The organism is Candidatus Avelusimicrobium sp. (assembly GCF_051874775.1).
Lineage (GTDB): Bacteria > Elusimicrobiota > Elusimicrobia > Elusimicrobiales > Elusimicrobiaceae > Avelusimicrobium.
Genome location: NZ_JBJEGE010000008.1, coordinates 63296 through 79577, shown reverse-complemented (window position 1 = coordinate 79577; position 16282 = coordinate 63296). Strand labels below are relative to the sequence as shown.

Below are 16282 nucleotides of genomic sequence, written 5' to 3'. Positions count from 1 at the left end.
GGTTTTTGCCTTGCGCACTTGGCAGGCGCAAACAAAAACATCGCTCCGGCCTTCTCCTCCCAACGCGCACCAAGCAGTTGGTGCGCTTCCCTGCTGACAAAAATCCACCCTTACGGGTGGATAAAGTCAGCCGAGGATGGGAGTCGAACCCACAACCTACGGTTTACAAAACCGTTGCTCTGCCAGTTGAGCTACCTCGGCGTTACAGCTACTTATATATCATACCATTTTTTGCGGTCCACTCCAAATGGGTATTTTAGTACAATGTTCAAAGGAGGGTTTTTATGAAACATTTGGCAAGTCTGTTTTTCTTTTTTATTATGCTTGCTCCCGCTAGTGCGGCGGAACAAAATTGTAAAGTTTCGGCACAGGAGCCAATAAAACTTTTGTCTGCTGAACTTAAACGCGGATTTAAGACGTTTAAAAAGCAAAATCCGCCTGTCTATTATATGGCTTATACGTATATAGACGCGCGGGAATTTTACATTCCTGTGGCAGACGGCGGCGTTGTGTATCGAAGTGATTCCCCTTTTCAATACTTGGACGTACAGGTTCGCGTCGGCAGTCCGGCGCTGGATAATACGCGTAACCTTAAGAATGCCAATAACGATTATGCTGTCGTCGGCGGTTCCGTTCCTGCAATGGCAGAGAACGGTTCATCGTTTACTGCCGCCGCGTGGCGCTTGACACAGCGCGCTGTGGAGCGCGCTCAAAAAGATTATGGGCGCGTACAGGCGGACGTGCAGGCGGCCTCCCAACGTATGGACGATTCTCCCGATTTTGTACTTCCGCCCAAATCCTCTTTCTGCCGTACCGCGCCTGAGGTATCTATGAATTTGGATAAAATTGAAAAAATGTTGCTTTCCGTTTCCCGCGCGGTGCAAGGTAATGCCGTCGTGTTAGATAGTTTGTTTGTTTTTTCGGGAACTTTCGGCCACCGTTATTTTGTAGATTCCCAAGGAACGCAGTTAAAAACGCCGCTTATTGAATTCCGGCTGACTTATTCGTTAAGCGGAAAGACGGCGGACGGCCTCGAAATTTCGCGTTTCAATTCGTATGATATGCTGGATGAAAGCGGTTTGCCATCTGAAGAACAACTGCTGGCGGATGTAAAACAGTCGCTGCGTGAATTGGAAGAACTTTCCCGCGCCCCGCTGGCTGAACCGATGACGGTGCCCGCTATTTTGAAAAACAGGGCGATGGGGGTTTTTGTGCACGAAGTGCTCGGGCATCGTATGGAAGGCCACCGCCAAAAAGAAGATTCTTTCGGGCGGACGTTTACGTCCAAAATCGGGCAAACCGTTACCGCTCCGTTTATCAGCGTGGTGGACGACGCCACTTTGCAGTCGTTTAACGGCGAGCCGCTGCGCGGATTTTATGAATATGATGACGAGGGGGTAAAATCCCAGCCCGTAGTGATGATTGAAAACGGCGTACTTAAAAATTTTCTGATGAGTTCAAGTCCTATTAAAGGATTTCCCGTGTCAAACGGGCACGGCCGGCGCGGGTCGGGCAAACGGGCCGTGGCGCGTATGGGCAATACGCGTGTAATTGCTTCCGAAACCGTTCCGTATAATGAGCTGGAAAAAATGCTTGTAGAGGAAATTAACCGCCAAGGCAAACCATACGGGTTTATTGTGGAAGATTTGTCCGGCGGATTTACGATGACGGATACCGGTTTCCCGCAAGTGTTTAAACTGGAACCGAAATACGTTTACCGCGTATACCCTGACGGCAAAAAAGAAGTTATCCGCGGGGCGGATTTGGTGGGCACTCCGCTTGTCAGTTTTTCGCAAATTCTGGCGGCGGCGGATGATGACGGCATATTTAACGGAAATTGCGGTGCGGAATCGGGTTGGGTGCCCGTTTCGGCCATTGCGCCCAGCGTACTGTTTAAAACGCTGGAGTTTGAACACACGGCCAAAAGCGCGGTAAAGCCGCCTGTGCTCCCTCCGCCGTTTGCTGTCAAAAAAGGAGATAAAAAATGAGAAAATTTTTAACCCTTTTATGTCTTTTGGGCTGTTTGGTCCCTGCGGACGCAGGCAAGCCCGCGCCCAAATTGCCGGATAACATTTATTTCCGCGCGATGCAGGACGAAATGAAACGTACCCTTCAAGAGCTGCGTGCCAAAGATTCTCCTAATCCCTATTACGTGGCGTATAAGCTGATGCGGACTGTTTATTTGGAAAAGGACGCCTCTTTCGGGGAGTTGTATCCTTCCTCAGAGGCGCCGCAAACGAGGCTTGACGCGATTGTTATGTTGGGTATCGGTTCGGATAAAAGTGATCAGCTCGGTTTTCAAAGCGACCGTTTTTATTACTACCCCGGCAGCCTCCGGAATATACCGGACAGCTATGAAGGCATCCGCAGAGCTTTGTGGAGCATAACGGATTCCGAGTATTCGGTGGCTTCTGATTTTTACGTTCAAAAGCAGGCATATAAACGGCAAAAAGCGCTGCCGGATACGCTTCCGGACGTTACGCCCGCCCCGCAAGCCGCCGTGTTTGAAGAGGTAAAAAATTTCTCTTTCCCCGATATGGAAAAATGGGAAAAAACCATTAAAAAACTTTCCGCCAAAGGGAAAGATCTTTCGTGGATTGAAAATTTTACGGTTTCTTTCGAAATAAAGCGGAAGGAAACGTATTATTTAAACAGTTTGGGCGGCGCGTACCAAATTCCGTTCACCAAAACCGATTTAAAATTAAAGGCGCGCTTCCGCAACCAGGACGGTTATTTGCAAGAAGCGGAAGACACAATTCAGCTGGCCGGATTTGACGCGCCGGACGAAAAAGCATTGGAAGAAAAAACGGACGCGTTTTTAGTAGACGCGGCGCAAATGTACAACGCCTATAAAGCGGAGGCTTATTTGGGGCCGGTTCTGTTCCGGCCGACCGCCGCGGCGCAGTTTGTGCAGCAGCAATTTGTTCGGAATGTGGAAAACGTCAAGCCGCTCCTCTCTAACCGATCTGAGAACGACGAATATTCCGGATTGTTTCGGGATAAAAAAGGAATGCGGGTCATTTCCAATGTTGTGGATGTGATCGACAAGCCGCTGCTGCGCGAATACCAAGGCAAACCGCTTGTTTTTATGCCAGTGGATGATGAGGGCGTTCCCTCACAGGACCTGCAGCTGACTTCGCTGGGACGTTTGCGCGTGCTTCCGCAGACGCGCCGTCCGCTGGGAGAAAACCACCAAAGCAACGGGCACGCCCGAATGGATTTTTACACGTATCCGCGCGAAAGTTTAACCAATACGTTTGTGGAACCCAAGACGCCTCTTTCGGAGAAGGAACTGGAGGAAGAATTTTTGTCCGTATGCCGCGACTGGGAACTGGAATACTGCTACCAGATAGATGCGTATGATGACGCCAACGGCAGTTTGGTAAACCGTGCGTGGCGTGTCTACGCCCAGGACGGCCGAAAAGTTCCCGCATTCGGGTTGAATTTGCGGAATCTGTATTCGCGGTCTTTGCGGGACATCGTCGCCGCCGGTAATAATAAAGAGGTAATCTATTTTCAGCGTTCTTATGGTCAGTCCACAGTTGTTGTGCCGTCTTTACTATTGGAAGAGGCGGAAATCCTGCCCAGTGATGTGAAGCCGGACAAACCTCCGTTTATCAGTAAACCGTAGTATTTTGAAAAACGAAAGGGACGGGAAAATTTTCCCGTCCCTTTTTGTGTGTTAAAATTCCGCTGCGCGTTTAGTTTAAACGAATTTATTTTGCAGGTAAAAAGGTTAGCAGCTTGGCCGCCACTTGTCCTACAAACGTGTCAGAATCGCTGCGGCGGATTTTTTCCAACTGTTTTTCGGCGGCGGCCGTTTTTCCCTGGCGGTACCAATTCATCGCCTGAATGAAAAGGGCTAGCTGGTTGTCCGGTTCCTGCGCCAAAATTTGTTCCGCTATAGCAAGCGATTGTTCATACCGTCCTTCTTCGTATTCCCACAGGGCTTTTTGTGCTAAAAGGTCTGGCCGTGCGGGGGCCAGCAACAGCGCGGTGTTTAAATCGTTTAAGGCTTCCTGCGTTTGCCCTAGGCCGCGGCGCGCTGCCGCACTTAGACGCCAAAAATCGGGATTTTTCCCATTTTCAGCCAAAGCGGCAGTAATGTTGATAAACGCGTCCTTAAAATTACGTTGGCGCAGAAATGTGTCTGCGTAGCGGGCGCGGTAGCGCGCGTCGGCCGTAGGGTTAAGTTCAAAAAAACGATCGTACATATGGCGCGCTTTGGAATAAAAACCCATTGCCGTATAATTGGCGGCCTGACCGGAAAGCGCATCCAAATTGTTGGGTTCTTCCTTAAGTACACGGTCATACAGTTCTATGGAACGGGCTGTCAGTCCGGTTTCTTGGTACAGGTGCGCCGCAGCCGCCAACAGCGGCGCGTTTCTGGGGTGAAATTCCAATGCTTCCAAATAGACTTCCAGCGCTTTACTCAAATTGTTTTGCTGTTCATAACTGGCTCCGAGCAAACGGTAGGCACGCGCTTCGCGGCGTTTGACGTTTTTTGTTTTATTGATGTACGAGGTCAATTCGCGGATGGCTTGGTCGTAGTCGCCTGCGTCATATGAGTTGCGCGCTTGGACATATTCTCTGCGGTCGCCGGCAGGGGCAAGGCCTAAAAATCCGGTGGAACAGCCCGCCAGCAGAAGGGCAGCGAGTATGGTTGAAAAAGGTTTATAATGTACGCACATAGGGTAATGCAAACAGCAGGATATCCTCCTGCAGTGCCTCCATATTGCGGGTGGCTTCTTGAATGCCCACCTCTCCTGCCTGATGCAGTTTATCCAGTTCCAGTGTGCCGATATCAAGTACGCGGTTAGTCAGTACAAAGTTTGCTTTTTGGGCCGCTTCCTCAATCATTGCCGCGCCGCGTACGTCACCCACGCGCAAGAGATAGGCGGCAATGCTTTGCGGTGTGGTGGAATAAAAATCCGGCGGCGTGACGGAAGCAATGATATAATCGGCTCCCATTAATTTGACGGATTCCACAGGCAGATAATCCACTACGGCTCCGTCTACCAATGCGCGGTGGCGGTATTCCACGGGTTCAAAGACCCCGGGAAGATTCATACTGGCGCGTACGGCAATGGCCAGCGGCCCCGAGTTAAAGACGACACGCTCCCCCGTTTTTACGTCCATTGCCGCGCAGGAGAACGGAATTTTCATATCTTCAAATTGCATATCCCCCAATTGTTCGTGAAAAAACTTAACGAGATTGGATGAGGAGGGCAGTTTTTTGGCAAATAAAAAGCGCAGAAGCCCTATTGCGTTATAGTCTGGTGTGATATTGTCCATCGTCAGATGGGCGCTGATTTCCCATAATTTTTCCGTAGGGAGCCCTGCCGCATATAAAGCGCCTACGACTGAGCCCATTGACGTTCCGGAAATCATATCAATCGGCAGGCCCGCATTATCAAGCGTTTCCAGCACGCCCACGTGTGCAAACCCGCGCACTCCTCCAGCCGACAACGCCAGCCCGATTTGGGGGCGTTTGTCTTTGGGCAGGCTGATAAAACGCTGCCATAAAAAATCGCGCAGGATATCATCGTCTGTTTGGATTTGCAGCGCACTGCACGGCAGCACGTATCCCAACAATAATATAAGCCAGCTTGCGCGGCGTAAAAATTTTTTCATTATAAATCCTGACCGATGGACCATTCCAATTCAGCTTTGGCGGTGCGGTTTTGAAGGACGGCATCGAAATAGCCGTCAGCCGTTTGCTCAAATGCTACCAATGCTTCCAGCGGCGCGGTTCCCGTTTTGGGCGCATTTTTGGCGCCGGCAAGGCGGTCTTTCAAATCCCGATAGACGGCTTGGCGTTCCAGCACTTCTTGTTGCCAGAAACGCATACTTTCGAAACTGCCCGCCACTTGCGTGCGTATTTTATCTTCAATTGCCGCGCGGCGCAGCGAACTCTTGCGCTGTTCGGCTTTCTTTTGGGCGATTTGCTCGGAAAAGTTATACGGAATCGGCAATCGTACGGCCAGCGATACTTGTTTGTTTACTTCCTCAAGAGAGTCCGCCCCCATCTGTTCGTAAGAGCCGTTTAAAATAATGTCTGGATAGCGTTTGGAAAGTGCAAGGTCAATGGCAATATTGTCGGCCTCTAAAGCGTAAATAGCGGATTTTAATTCGGGACGGAACTCCATTGCCCATAGGTTGAGATGCGGTAAGTCCCAATCCATTTTGACGGGGGAGAAATCTCCTTTAATAGTAATGGAGGCATTAAGTTCTTTGTTCAGGCTGACGAGCATTGCCATTTGCGCGCGGCGCAGATTTTGGCGGGCTTGGTTATGGCGCGCGCTGAGTTCTCCTAGCAGCGAGCGTTGGCGAATTTGGGTCCAAACATCGCCAGAAGTCCGGGGATACCATTTTTGGGCCAGTTCCAGCGTTTCTTGAGTAAACCGGACGCGTTCTTGCGCATAGAGAAGGTTATTAAACGATTTTTTAATGTCCAATACGACGGCGTTTTTAACCGTCTCATACCGGCTTTGCATTTGTTTTAAATTGGCGCGTGCCATTTTAAGCGTACCCCGAATCCGGCCGCCGGAATACAAATACTGGGTAGCTGTTACACCTACGCCGAAGAATTTTTTTTCGTTGAGTGTATCCGTACTAGGCAGAAAGCGGTTGGCGACTGCGTCGGGCAGTACCATAGGGTATTCCAAGTCGTACCACGTGGCGGTGCCTTGTAGTGAAAATTGCGGCAGAAAACGAAATTTTGCTTCGTTGATTTTCTGTTCGGCGATGATGATTTCTTGGCGTGCGGTTAGAAATTCGGAATTGTTTTCAAGCCCCAGCCGGATGGCATTTTCCAAAGACAAGTCGTCATTAATTAGGTTGGAAAATTTTAGCCCGTATTCTTGTTGCGCCGCAGCCGGCAGCGCCGCACACAAAAAAGCCAGCGCCAGTGCGCAATATTTTTTCATAAGACCCCCGTTTACCGTTTAAGACGGTTTATTTTTATTTATTTCCGCTTCAATGCGGTCCATCATTTTATTAAATTCTTCTTGCAAATCTGTCAGCTGGTCACCCTTGCGCAAGTGTACGCGCTGGGAATAGTCTCCTTTGGCGATGGCTTTGCATACGCGTTCGAAATGGTAGACCGGACCGGCCATTTTATGCGATAAAATAGCCGAAATGAGCACCACAAACAACACGTAGATCGCTATTTTGTAGAAGAAACCGGCGGCGATGGGGATAAACTGATCGTAGATGGGTTGGACGAGGACGGGGTAGGTATCGAACAAATCGTTAAGCGTGGCAGTAAGTTCAAGTGTCATAATCGCCAAGCCGGACAATACACTTAAGATAATCATCAGCATATAGCGCAGCTGTTGATTTTTTTTGATGAAAATGGTGCGGCGTTTAAATTGGGGTTGGGGCTGTGGATTGGTTTGGTTCATAGGAGCGCCTTAGAAATTGGTTACGTACCGGATTTGCAACACGCGTTCGCTTTCGTCCCCGCGGCCGATGCGGCGCACGGCTCCGTCAAGTGCCAAAGACGGATGCAGATAAAAACGCACACCCAAATTTAAACGCGAATCGCGAATATTGCGGATGTTATCCCATTCCGCTATTAGGGATGCTTGTTCGGCTATATGGTAGAAAAGACCGGTAAACATATACAAATCGTCAAAATCAAAATCGGACAGATTTACCCCCGCATTTGCATTTAATCCGGGGACGATAATTTCGCGTGAGAAGGTAACGTATCCGCCTTTGCGGTCATCGAGATAATCTTTAGTTTTGGTATAGTTACGTTTCTGGTCGTAGCCGTAACCGTAGCGGCGGCCGTCATAGCCGATGGCAATGGCGGGCAGATAGAGACTGCCGTCGTAAATTTTCCACTTGGCTTGGAAATCCGGATTCAATACGCGTACGGAAGAGGACGAGCCTAAAAGTTCGTGTACAGCTACGGAAACGCCTAAGTTAATTCGCGGGAATACACCGAAATCAATGCTTTCCATAACCGTTCCGTGGTCATACGCACGGGTAAGGAAAGAAGCTTGGTAACGGTCCAGCGTTTCGGCGGTGGGGATGTCGATGAGCGTGGTTTCCAGACTGATAGGATCGCCTTGATCCGCAAACGCGGCGGTCGTCAGCGTCAGACAAGTGAATAAAATGGCAAAATTTTTTAATCTCATAATCGCTCCTTAAAATTACAGAAACGTGCGTATGTCTTTTATTTCCGGTTTGGTAATATAACGTACATTGTGCAAGTAAACCCCTTCGCGTGCGGGCATAAAATCGTGACTGTCGCGCGGGAATTCCAAATCTACGATGCCTTTGTCGGCGCGGGAGGAATCTGCCACGATGCCGATGTGCCAAGAATCTACTTTTTCTTGGTTATAGGGTTCTTTGGGGTTCCAGTAATTGCGCAGCAGTACGGTGCCTTTGGGCAGATACTCCGCCCCTACAGGAGCAGTTTTTACCAAAACGTCTTTGGTCCACAGTGTTTGGCCTTTGCATGGACCGTTGACGAACGTAACTTTATAATACGGATGATTACTTGATGGACGTTTATTGAGATCGGCCAGCGAATAAGTGGCGTAGGGTTTGCCAATGTTTAAACACGCGGCAAACACGTGAGTGTTAAGCAAGCGTTCGTAGTCTTGTTTATCATCGGTACGGTTATAGGGGGATTGTTTTTTTAAATGGCATCCCGCCAGTAAAACGAAAGAAGAAATTAACAGCAGGCCGAGCAGTTTTTTCATAAACTTTGCTCCTTGTTTTTCAGGTTTGGCGCGTTTATGCGCATATAGAAACTCCTATACAGATTATACCCGTTTTTGGAAAGAAAAGAAACTGGTTTGCAATGCAAAAAAACAGGGCCCGTAAAAAAGGGCCCTGCGGAATGTGCGCAAAAACTTATTTTTGGGTTTTTCCCAAGTCATTGTTGGCGTCAAAATCTTTTTTTCTTTGAAGATAATCTTGCAGCACTTTTTGTAGTTGGGGACCTGCTAAATCCGTAACACCTTCTCGGGCAGCTGCCTGTTTAACTTCTCGGAGAATTGGCTTCCACGAGTTAACATAAACCGCCATTTCGTTGGTCAGCGCTTCGGAACGGGTTTGTAAGGTGCCTTCTTTTGTGGCACTGCCGTTTCCATAAAACATAGGGTGTCGTTGTCCGGTTTCGTTATAATAGTCGTAAGCACTGCTGGCTTGTACAAAGAAAGGTACGGCCGCTTCTTCCGGCATAGAGTTGTCTATCATCAATCTTAATATCTGTGCGTGGAGCTGCTGTAATTCCGCTTTTGTATAGGCCGTATAAGGGGTCGGATTTTGTTCCAAATGTGTTTTTAACTCGTTTAATGTTTCTTCATTTACCCCGGTTTGTTTTATTTCTTCGAGGAATCCGTCAATGTACTGTTGGTGGCGGTTCAACGGGTCGCCTTTCATCAAGAGCCCGGTGGCTTCCACCGTTTGCTGTAGTTCCTGTGCTGGGCCTTTCCCCGTGGCTACCCAGTAGCAGTCGGGGCATTGCCTCTGCATATAATCGAATAGTGCCATAGCCTGTTGCTTCTCAAGCGGAACATCTTTCCCTTCATAAGAGGATTGGATGTCTTCTAGTGTCGGAAGCGGCAAGTCCGTTTTGTGCAGCACGACGGTAATTCCGGCGGGCGGAAGATTCAAATTGGTTTTTTCGTAGAATATCCGTTTATTCAGGTTCTTGATTTCCTCCATTTCCTGTTGGTTTTGGGGCTGGTTTTCTCCGTCGGTGATGGAACAGCTGGTTTTTTTTACGGAAGGAACTTCGCTGGGGCAGGAGTCTTTTAAGATGTCTCCCAACGTATTTTCCCGATTGACTGCTTGTTCCTTCAAAATTTCGGCGGATTGTGCATTAACCTCTTGATATTTTTCTTGCAGCCATTGTAATTTGAAATTTTCTTTTTCTTGTTGTACTTGCGGATCGTTTTCCGCATTGGGAAATTTAATATTTGCCAGCATTTCCGCAACTTCCTGTAAAGCTGAGTTGGGAAAAATCATATCAGCCAAAGCTTTGGTGGCTTCTTTTCCGCCTGCTGCCATCGAGGCAAAGGGGTTATTTCTAAATCCTTCCCAGTCTATGGGGTGAATGGAGGGCAGTGTGGATCTTTTTTCTTTATTTTTGTTCATTCCAGAAGAAGCAAGTTGGCTGACATAAAAGGGACCTTGCTCATCTGGAAATGCATCGAAGGAAGAAGGATCCTCGCCAAAACCGAAGAAACGCTTTATTGGGTTAAATATGCGTGCCATACGGGAATCGGGCACTTCTCCTTTGACGGCAGGAAGACGCATAACAGGCGTAAAACGGGCATGGCGTTCCTGAGTGATGAGGCGGTCATAGGCGTTATCCCGAACATTAATTTCGTGCATACCGCGTGAAGCTCCCTGCGGTACTTTTTGGTGGATGAGTACCCATTCTCCATCGTCATTTTGAAGATAGGCATTGCTGTAGGCAGCGGCGTCCTGCAAAGAGGCACCTGCTGCAGTACCGTTGGCGGCGGCGTAAAGTGTATCATTTTGCGGTTCCCCAAACATTTCGGCGGCTTGTTTATCCGTCAAGGTTTGTCCTTGTGCGTTTCGGGCAGATTTTGCTTTTTCGCGCACGTTAAAGAACCACGCAATCCGACCGATGATTTCGGTCAGCGGGTTAGACGTAAAAATCTGCGGTTCGACTTTATCGGTGGTTGGATGCGTTGTTGAGGGCGCTTGTGTCTCTAAAAACGGTAGTAATAAAAATAAACATAACGCACAGATACAAATGGGTAAAATAATTTTAGCAGCTTTTTTCATAAATACTCCGTGAAAGGCTTAAGGATCTATCTAGGCATAGTCTACTCGTTTGTGGAGATTTTTTCAAGGGAAATAAGACCTATTTCTCTGTGGGACCTTGGGACTCATTCCCGCGGAGCAGCCGTTTTAAAATGGCCCACGCTTTTTTGATGTGGGCTATAAACGCGTTATCAGTTTTAGAGGGTTGTTCTGTTTGGGGGGGAGCATCTTTTTGGGGCAGGGAATAGCCCGCCCGCTGCACCAGTTTGGCTAAGTATTTGGAGGGTATGGCAAAATTTAGGTTTTGGTTGTTATCACCCGAATAACTGGCGAAAACAATAGAAATAACTTCTCCGTCTGCATTAAACACGGGGCTGCCGCTGGAGCTGGGGGAAATGGGCGCGCTAATTTGATGCCAGATGACGCCGTTTGATTTTTTTCGTACTTGGCTGATTATTCCGGACGTTACGGTATTTTGCAGGCGGCGCGGATTACCGATGACGGTAATCGATTGACCGGTTTGCACTTCGTCAGAATCAGCCAGCCGGACAGTAGGCAGGTTTAGCGCCTGTATTTTAAGTAAGGACAAATCCACATCTCCCGCGCTTAAAACGGTAACGGCTTCACTGGAGATAATCCCATTGTTGAAGGTGATATTGATATAAAGTGTATCGTCTGACACATGGCGGCTGGTAGCAATCAGTCCGTCGGGTGTCAGCACAAAGCCCGTACCGGTAAAAGTGGATCCGTCCTTGCGGACGGTATTTACGGCCACCACGGCGGGGGCGTTGTCGCGTGCAATGCGGACATGGTCGTTTTCCGCTTGGGCGGCCAGACAACACAATAAAATGAGAAGCGCGGAAAAAAGATTCTTCATTTACTGATTATATAATAATTTTTTTTCGGGTGGAAACATTGAAATAAAGGTACATAAATTGTACACTAAAATTAAAGATAAGGAGTTGCAATATGCCAGAAGCTTTTTATGTCAGCCGTAAAAAATACGAAGCTCTTGTTAATGAGCTGAAAGATTTAAAAGAATTAAAAGCCCAGCTTTCCAATGAAATCGGAGAAGCCGCCGCACAAGGTGATTTGAAAGAAAACGCCGAATATCACGCTGCCAAAGAAAAACAGGCCGAAACGCTGATTCGTATTCAGGAGCTGGAATCTCGTCTTAGAAACGCCCAAATTACCGACGATTTAACGGTGGATAAAAGCGAAGCGCGTATTGGCGCTACCGTTACGTTCCAAGATGTGGACTCGGGCCTTGAGTTTACTTATACGCTAGTAGGTTCTATGGAAGCCAATCCGGAAAAAGGACTTTTGTCCGTTCAGTCTCCGCTGGCCAATGGCGTGCTGGGCAAGAAAGAAGGCGATACGTTTGAAGCCCGGCTGCCGCGCGGACCCAAAACATATAAGTTGGTTAAGTTGGAATATAAATAAATGCTTTGAATATAAAAAATCCACGGTTTAAATGCCGTGGATTTTTTTGCAAATTTGAGTTTAAAAGAACGGCGGAAATCAATTTTCTTCGGCAGGGAACATCAACTGGTTGAGCTCTCCGGCGAATTTATTGCTGTTCTGTTTCCAGTAGGATATAGCTTCAAACAGCATAGGTTCGTCTTTGCGGATGTCAAAGAAATCCCGGGTTTTGACGGATCGGGGGAAAAATCCGTGTTTTTCCCTAAACTTTTGTATGCCTGCTAATGTTTCTTGTTCTGTCAATCTTTTTACCGGATACATTTCCGTCAGTTCGTAGAGTCGTGTCATAATGGGGACCATTTCTTCAAACATGTTGACTTGGTTGTTAAACACCAATGGTTCAAATAAATTGTACAACGGCCGTTCTAGCGGGTTTTGCCACGTCGGCGCGCGGTGGTATTCGGCAACGAATGCCTCCATATCCGCTAATAAGTTGTTGTAAATTTCAACGGTGGTTCTTACAGAAATGCTGTTTTCGGCAAAAACCAGTAATTCTTTGTACAAATCACTCATTTGCCGCAGCGTAACCAGCACGTCTTCATATTCCTGTGGGGTGGGGGTGCCTTTGGCGATAAATTCTTTGATTTCGGCGTTGAATATATTTGCTCGTTCGTACAGTGCGAACAGTTGTTTAGCTTCGTCCTCATTGAGGTTGTGTGTAAGAGCTGCCTGTTGCGGAGAGCGGCCGTCCCTAGATAGTTCTGAGCTAATGGTGCGCATTCCGCCAAATTTAATCACTTCGCGCAGCGGCCAGGAAGGTTTATGCGGATGGCGCATTAAGTAGCTCCGTGCCGAGAGAGCAAACGATTCACCAGGGGCGGCGCTGGTGGAAAAGACCGGCATTTGAGACGTAAGATTAAAGTATTCTTCCAAATCCCGGGTCATACCGGAAACGAAGCCCTTGTCCAAATTGTCTAAGAGGGACGTTCTCAGTGTATTATTGATGATGTCTTCCTGTATTTTGTCCCGCAGGTTTTTGGGGAGAGCACTTGGGCTCTGCAAGCTTTGGTATAAGTCAACGGCGCGGGCGTATTCGCGTTGGAACTGGAAACGTTGGTTTAAAATATGTTTGGTGGGGGAATTGGAAAGTCCCAGTGTCAATACATAGGCGTTGCGCGAAGCGGCAGAGAGATTGCGGGATACCTGTTGGGATACCCGTTCGGTAACTGTAGATGATATTCTCGCTACTCTTGATAGCCCTTTTATTTGTGCATAGGCAGGCAGCGTCAGCAAGATGGTAGATAATAGCAAAATTGGTCTTTTCATATAAAAAGTATAGAAAAAGATTTTGTTTGGTAACAGGGCCTTTGGGCCTAGTGCGCGCATAGGTCTTTTAGCTTTCGCAGGGTGGGGGAGAACAAAAAAACGGGCCCTTTTGGGGCCCGTTGGTTTAAGAAGAAAATTAGTATTTCTTCAATACGGCTTCTTTAGCTGCAGACGAGTATACGTTGTAGTCTATTTGTTGGAAGATGGAATCTTTTTGTTCCAAGTCATAGACGTACCCTTCGTTAATGCGGTTGCCTTGGATTTGTTCGTAAAGCTCGTTAAAGCGTTTGACGTGATCCTTGGTGCGTTTGGTGGAGTATTCCTTGGCTGTTCCGGTGGTCATCAAGAAGGCCCAGTCGGAGGACTGCATCAGCACCAGTTCACGTGCCAACTGGTTGAGTGCACGGCGCAGAAGCCCGTCCGCATTGGGAAATTTATTGGCCAGTTCCATCATCCGTTCGGCCGATTTAATGAGGTGTCTGTAAATCCAGTCGTTGCCGGAGTTGAGCCACACGTCGTGGTATCCTTTGTCTCCCCACGAGGACATAGACGGCTGTACCGCTTGGTTTTCAGGGTACATTTCCAAGTATTCGCTCGGGGTAATGAGTTTGATATCTTTTTGGTCGTAATAAATTTTTTTGAACAGATATTCCAGGAAATCAATCCCCTCGTACCACCAGTGGCCGTATAGTTCCGCGTCGTACATAGACACGACAAGCGGCTTGCGGTCGATTACCGTGCTTAAATATTCAATCTGTTTCTGGCGGTTGAACATAAAGTTGCCAGCGTGCTGGGCGGCTACCTCGCGCGCGGCGTACGGATCGTATGCTTGCTTTTGGTTTAACGCCACTTTGCCGGTAATTTTATGGTATTTCATCCCGATATTGCGGCGTACGCCGTCGGAGTGAAGGTAGGGTTTGATATAATCGTAGTCGAGGTCGTACCCCAGGTCGCGGTAAAATTCGCGGTAGCGGGCGTCGCCCGGGTAGCCGGCTTCGGCGCTCCATACCTGCTGGGCCGATTCCATATCACGCGCAAAAGCGGCTACGCCCGTCTGCGGGCAGTACACGGGGGCATAGATGCCGTATTTCGGCCGCGGGGTGCCGTGTAAAATGCCGTGCGATTCGGTAAAAAAGAAGCGGATCCCTTCGTCGCGCAGGAATTTGTCATCACCCGGGTTGTAGGCGCATTCGGCCAGCCAGATGCCGCGCGGGCTGCGGCCGAAGCGGCTGCGGTAGTCGTTGGCGGCGATTTTGATTTGCGCGTTGACGCTTTCTTTATGTACCATTAGCGGCAGGTAGCCGTGGGTGGCGCAGCAGGTGATGATTTCCAGTTTGCCCATATCTTGGAATTTTTTAAATCCCTGCAGCACGTGCCCGTGGTAGCGGTGTTCGAACAGATCCTGATAGCGGCGGAATTTGTTAAAGTACATCCGCGCCACGCCTTCAAACTCGGTGCCCTGCGTGCGGTTGAGCTCTTTTTGCGACAATTCCACGCGTTGGTTTAAATAATGGCGGAAGCGTTCGATAAGAAGCGGATCCTCCATCATATTGCACAGCGGCGGCGTGAGGGTCATCGTCAGGCGGAAATCGGTGCCTTCTTCGGTCAGGTTTTCGAATACGTTTAACAGCGGAATATACGTTTCCACCATCGCTTCGTAGAACCAGTCCTCTTCCAAAAAGTCCGGATATTCCGGATGTTTGATAAACGGCAAATGCGCGTGCAGAACAAGCGCGAGATATCCCTTTTCTTCTCCCATATTACTTTCCTTGCTCGCGCAGAGCTTTAATGGTTACTTGGCGCGTCTTGTCGCCTTTGGCGTTGCGCGCTTTGATGGGCAAGTCCACCACGCTGCCGGCGGGTAAATGCTGGCGGATGGAAAATTTGCCCTCTTTAAGTTCAATTTCCTGCCCGTTGATGGTAACAATGGCGTTTTTGGAGGCGGAACCGTAGATGATGATTTCGCAGTCGGCCTTGAGCCAGATGTCCTCGTCCTCTTCGGTTTTAACGCTGTCCAAGTGGAGTTTGAAAGAGCTCCACGAGCTGGGCGCGCCGGAATTGGTCAGTTCCGTCAGTTTCCAGCGTTCGCCGAGTACCTGCATCCGTTCGCTGGAGCCCAGACCAATGTAGTCTGCGCCGGAGAGCTGCAGGAGTTTCTGGAAATCGCCTTCCACAATCATCCATTTGTCGTCCACCACATTGGAAATACGGCCGGACGGCACGGAGGTAATGTTGCTGCGGGTAATTAAAATAAAACGTCCGTCCTCGGTCAGGTATCCCAAATCGGCCAAATAAGTGCGGCCCGATTCGGGGGCGTTGATGTACCAGCTGCGGGCTTCAAAAATAACCGGCATATCGTAGAAGCGTACGGAGTTCGTGCCGTCAAAAAATTCCACGCCTGTTACGTCGTGCAGGCGGATGACCGTACGCGCTTTTTCAAGCGTTTCTTGGCCGTATTGGCTTTTTACGCAATCCAGCGTGCTTTGGGTGATTTCCCAAAACAGGAACAGCCAAGCCGGATCTTTAGGAAGCAAAAAGCTTTCCGTTTTTCCGTATCCTGACGGAATGTCTGCTTCCGCATTGGCGTCTTTTACTTGCGGACGTACTAATGCAGATGAAGATAAATTTTGCGTCATAATATTATTCTCCCCTCCCCTGTTTAATTTGTAATGTCCTTTTTTAAATCCTTTAACCCAATTATATTGTAGCATTTAAAAATTGAAAAGGGGGGAAACGGATTGATTTTCCAGTCCGAAAAGTAGTATAAGTGTAAATA

At 48.5% G+C, this 16282-nt stretch carries 14 protein-coding genes and 1 tRNA gene; 3 read left to right on the top strand and 12 right to left on the bottom strand.

All coding sequences use genetic code 11. The features are described 5' to 3' along the window. Positions 1-128 precede the first annotated feature (128 nt). Positions 129-201: transfer RNA gene (locus ACI351_RS01330), tRNA-Thr, on the bottom strand. Between the two features lie 83 nt (positions 202-284). Between ACI351_RS01330 and ACI351_RS01325 the strand changes: the two genes are divergently transcribed. Then, positions 285-1988, top strand: a complete 1704-nt coding sequence (locus ACI351_RS01325) for a metallopeptidase TldD-related protein (protein WP_439733458.1) — start codon at positions 285-287, stop codon at positions 1986-1988. After that, complete coding sequence (locus ACI351_RS01320) at positions 1985-3631, top strand: metallopeptidase TldD-related protein (RefSeq protein WP_439733457.1); 1647 nt, start codon at positions 1985-1987, stop codon at positions 3629-3631. Before ACI351_RS01325 ends, ACI351_RS01320 begins: the two co-directional genes overlap by 4 nt. An 85-nt stretch (positions 3632-3716) precedes the next feature. On the opposite strand, the gene ACI351_RS01315 is transcribed toward ACI351_RS01320, so the two are convergent. The 8 genes from ACI351_RS01315 to ACI351_RS01280 form a co-directional block, all read right to left on the bottom strand. Beyond that, positions 3717-4691, bottom strand: a complete 975-nt coding sequence (locus tag ACI351_RS01315; RefSeq protein WP_439733456.1) for a tetratricopeptide repeat protein — start codon at positions 4689-4691, stop codon at positions 3717-3719. Next, entirely contained in the window at positions 4675-5634 is a 960-nt protein-coding gene (locus ACI351_RS01310; protein WP_439733455.1) for a patatin-like phospholipase family protein, read from the bottom strand. The genes ACI351_RS01315 and ACI351_RS01310 overlap by 17 nt, the downstream gene beginning before the upstream one ends. After that, on the bottom strand, positions 5634-6929 hold the full coding sequence (locus tag ACI351_RS01305) for a TolC family protein (RefSeq protein WP_439733454.1): 1296 nt from the start codon (positions 6927-6929) through the stop codon (positions 5634-5636). The genes ACI351_RS01310 and ACI351_RS01305 overlap by 1 nt, the downstream gene beginning before the upstream one ends. An 18-nt stretch (positions 6930-6947) precedes the next feature. Next, the gene (locus ACI351_RS01300) at positions 6948-7406 is read right to left on the bottom strand and encodes a HAMP domain-containing protein (protein ID WP_439733453.1); all 459 of its coding nucleotides are present in this window, start codon (positions 7404-7406) and stop codon (positions 6948-6950) included. 9 nt (positions 7407-7415) lie between these two features. Continuing rightward, positions 7416-8147 carry a hypothetical protein gene (locus tag ACI351_RS01295; RefSeq protein WP_439733452.1) on the bottom strand — a complete coding sequence of 244 codons (732 nt, stop codon included), beginning with the start codon at positions 8145-8147 and terminating at the stop codon, positions 7416-7418. 15 nt (positions 8148-8162) lie between these two features. Next, on the bottom strand, positions 8163-8717 hold the full coding sequence (locus tag ACI351_RS01290; RefSeq protein WP_439733451.1) for a hypothetical protein: 555 nt from the start codon (positions 8715-8717) through the stop codon (positions 8163-8165). Positions 8718-8871: 154 nt separating this feature from the next. Then, positions 8872-10779 carry a hypothetical protein gene (locus tag ACI351_RS01285; protein WP_439733450.1) on the bottom strand — a complete coding sequence of 636 codons (1908 nt, stop codon included), beginning with the start codon at positions 10777-10779 and terminating at the stop codon, positions 8872-8874. A 79-nt stretch (positions 10780-10858) separates the two neighbouring features. Further along, positions 10859-11635: a S1C family serine protease gene (locus tag ACI351_RS01280; protein ID WP_439733449.1), complete on the bottom strand. Its 777-nt coding sequence runs from the start codon at positions 11633-11635 to the stop codon at positions 10859-10861. A 92-nt stretch (positions 11636-11727) separates the two neighbouring features. Here ACI351_RS01280 and ACI351_RS01275 point away from each other — a divergent pair, with 92 nt between their 5' ends. Then, a complete protein-coding gene (locus ACI351_RS01275; RefSeq protein WP_439733448.1) occupies positions 11728-12201 on the top strand; it encodes a GreA/GreB family elongation factor in 474 nt (157 codons plus the stop codon). Between the two features lie 78 nt (positions 12202-12279). Here the strand turns inward: ACI351_RS01275 and ACI351_RS01270 are convergent, their stop codons facing one another. From ACI351_RS01270 to ACI351_RS01260, 3 genes are all read right to left on the bottom strand, one after another. Beyond that, positions 12280-13506 (bottom strand): hypothetical protein, encoded by a 1227-nt coding sequence (locus ACI351_RS01270; RefSeq protein WP_439733447.1) that lies wholly within the window; start codon positions 13504-13506, stop codon positions 12280-12282. A 136-nt stretch (positions 13507-13642) separates the two neighbouring features. Further along, positions 13643-15265 carry a glycoside hydrolase family 57 protein gene (locus tag ACI351_RS01265; RefSeq protein WP_439733446.1) on the bottom strand — a complete coding sequence of 541 codons (1623 nt, stop codon included), beginning with the start codon at positions 15263-15265 and terminating at the stop codon, positions 13643-13645. A gap of 1 nt (position 15266) precedes the next feature. Next, positions 15267-16142, bottom strand: coding sequence for a DUF4912 domain-containing protein (locus ACI351_RS01260; protein ID WP_439733445.1), 876 nt, complete (start codon positions 16140-16142; stop codon positions 15267-15269). Positions 16143-16282: the final 140 nt, after the last annotated feature.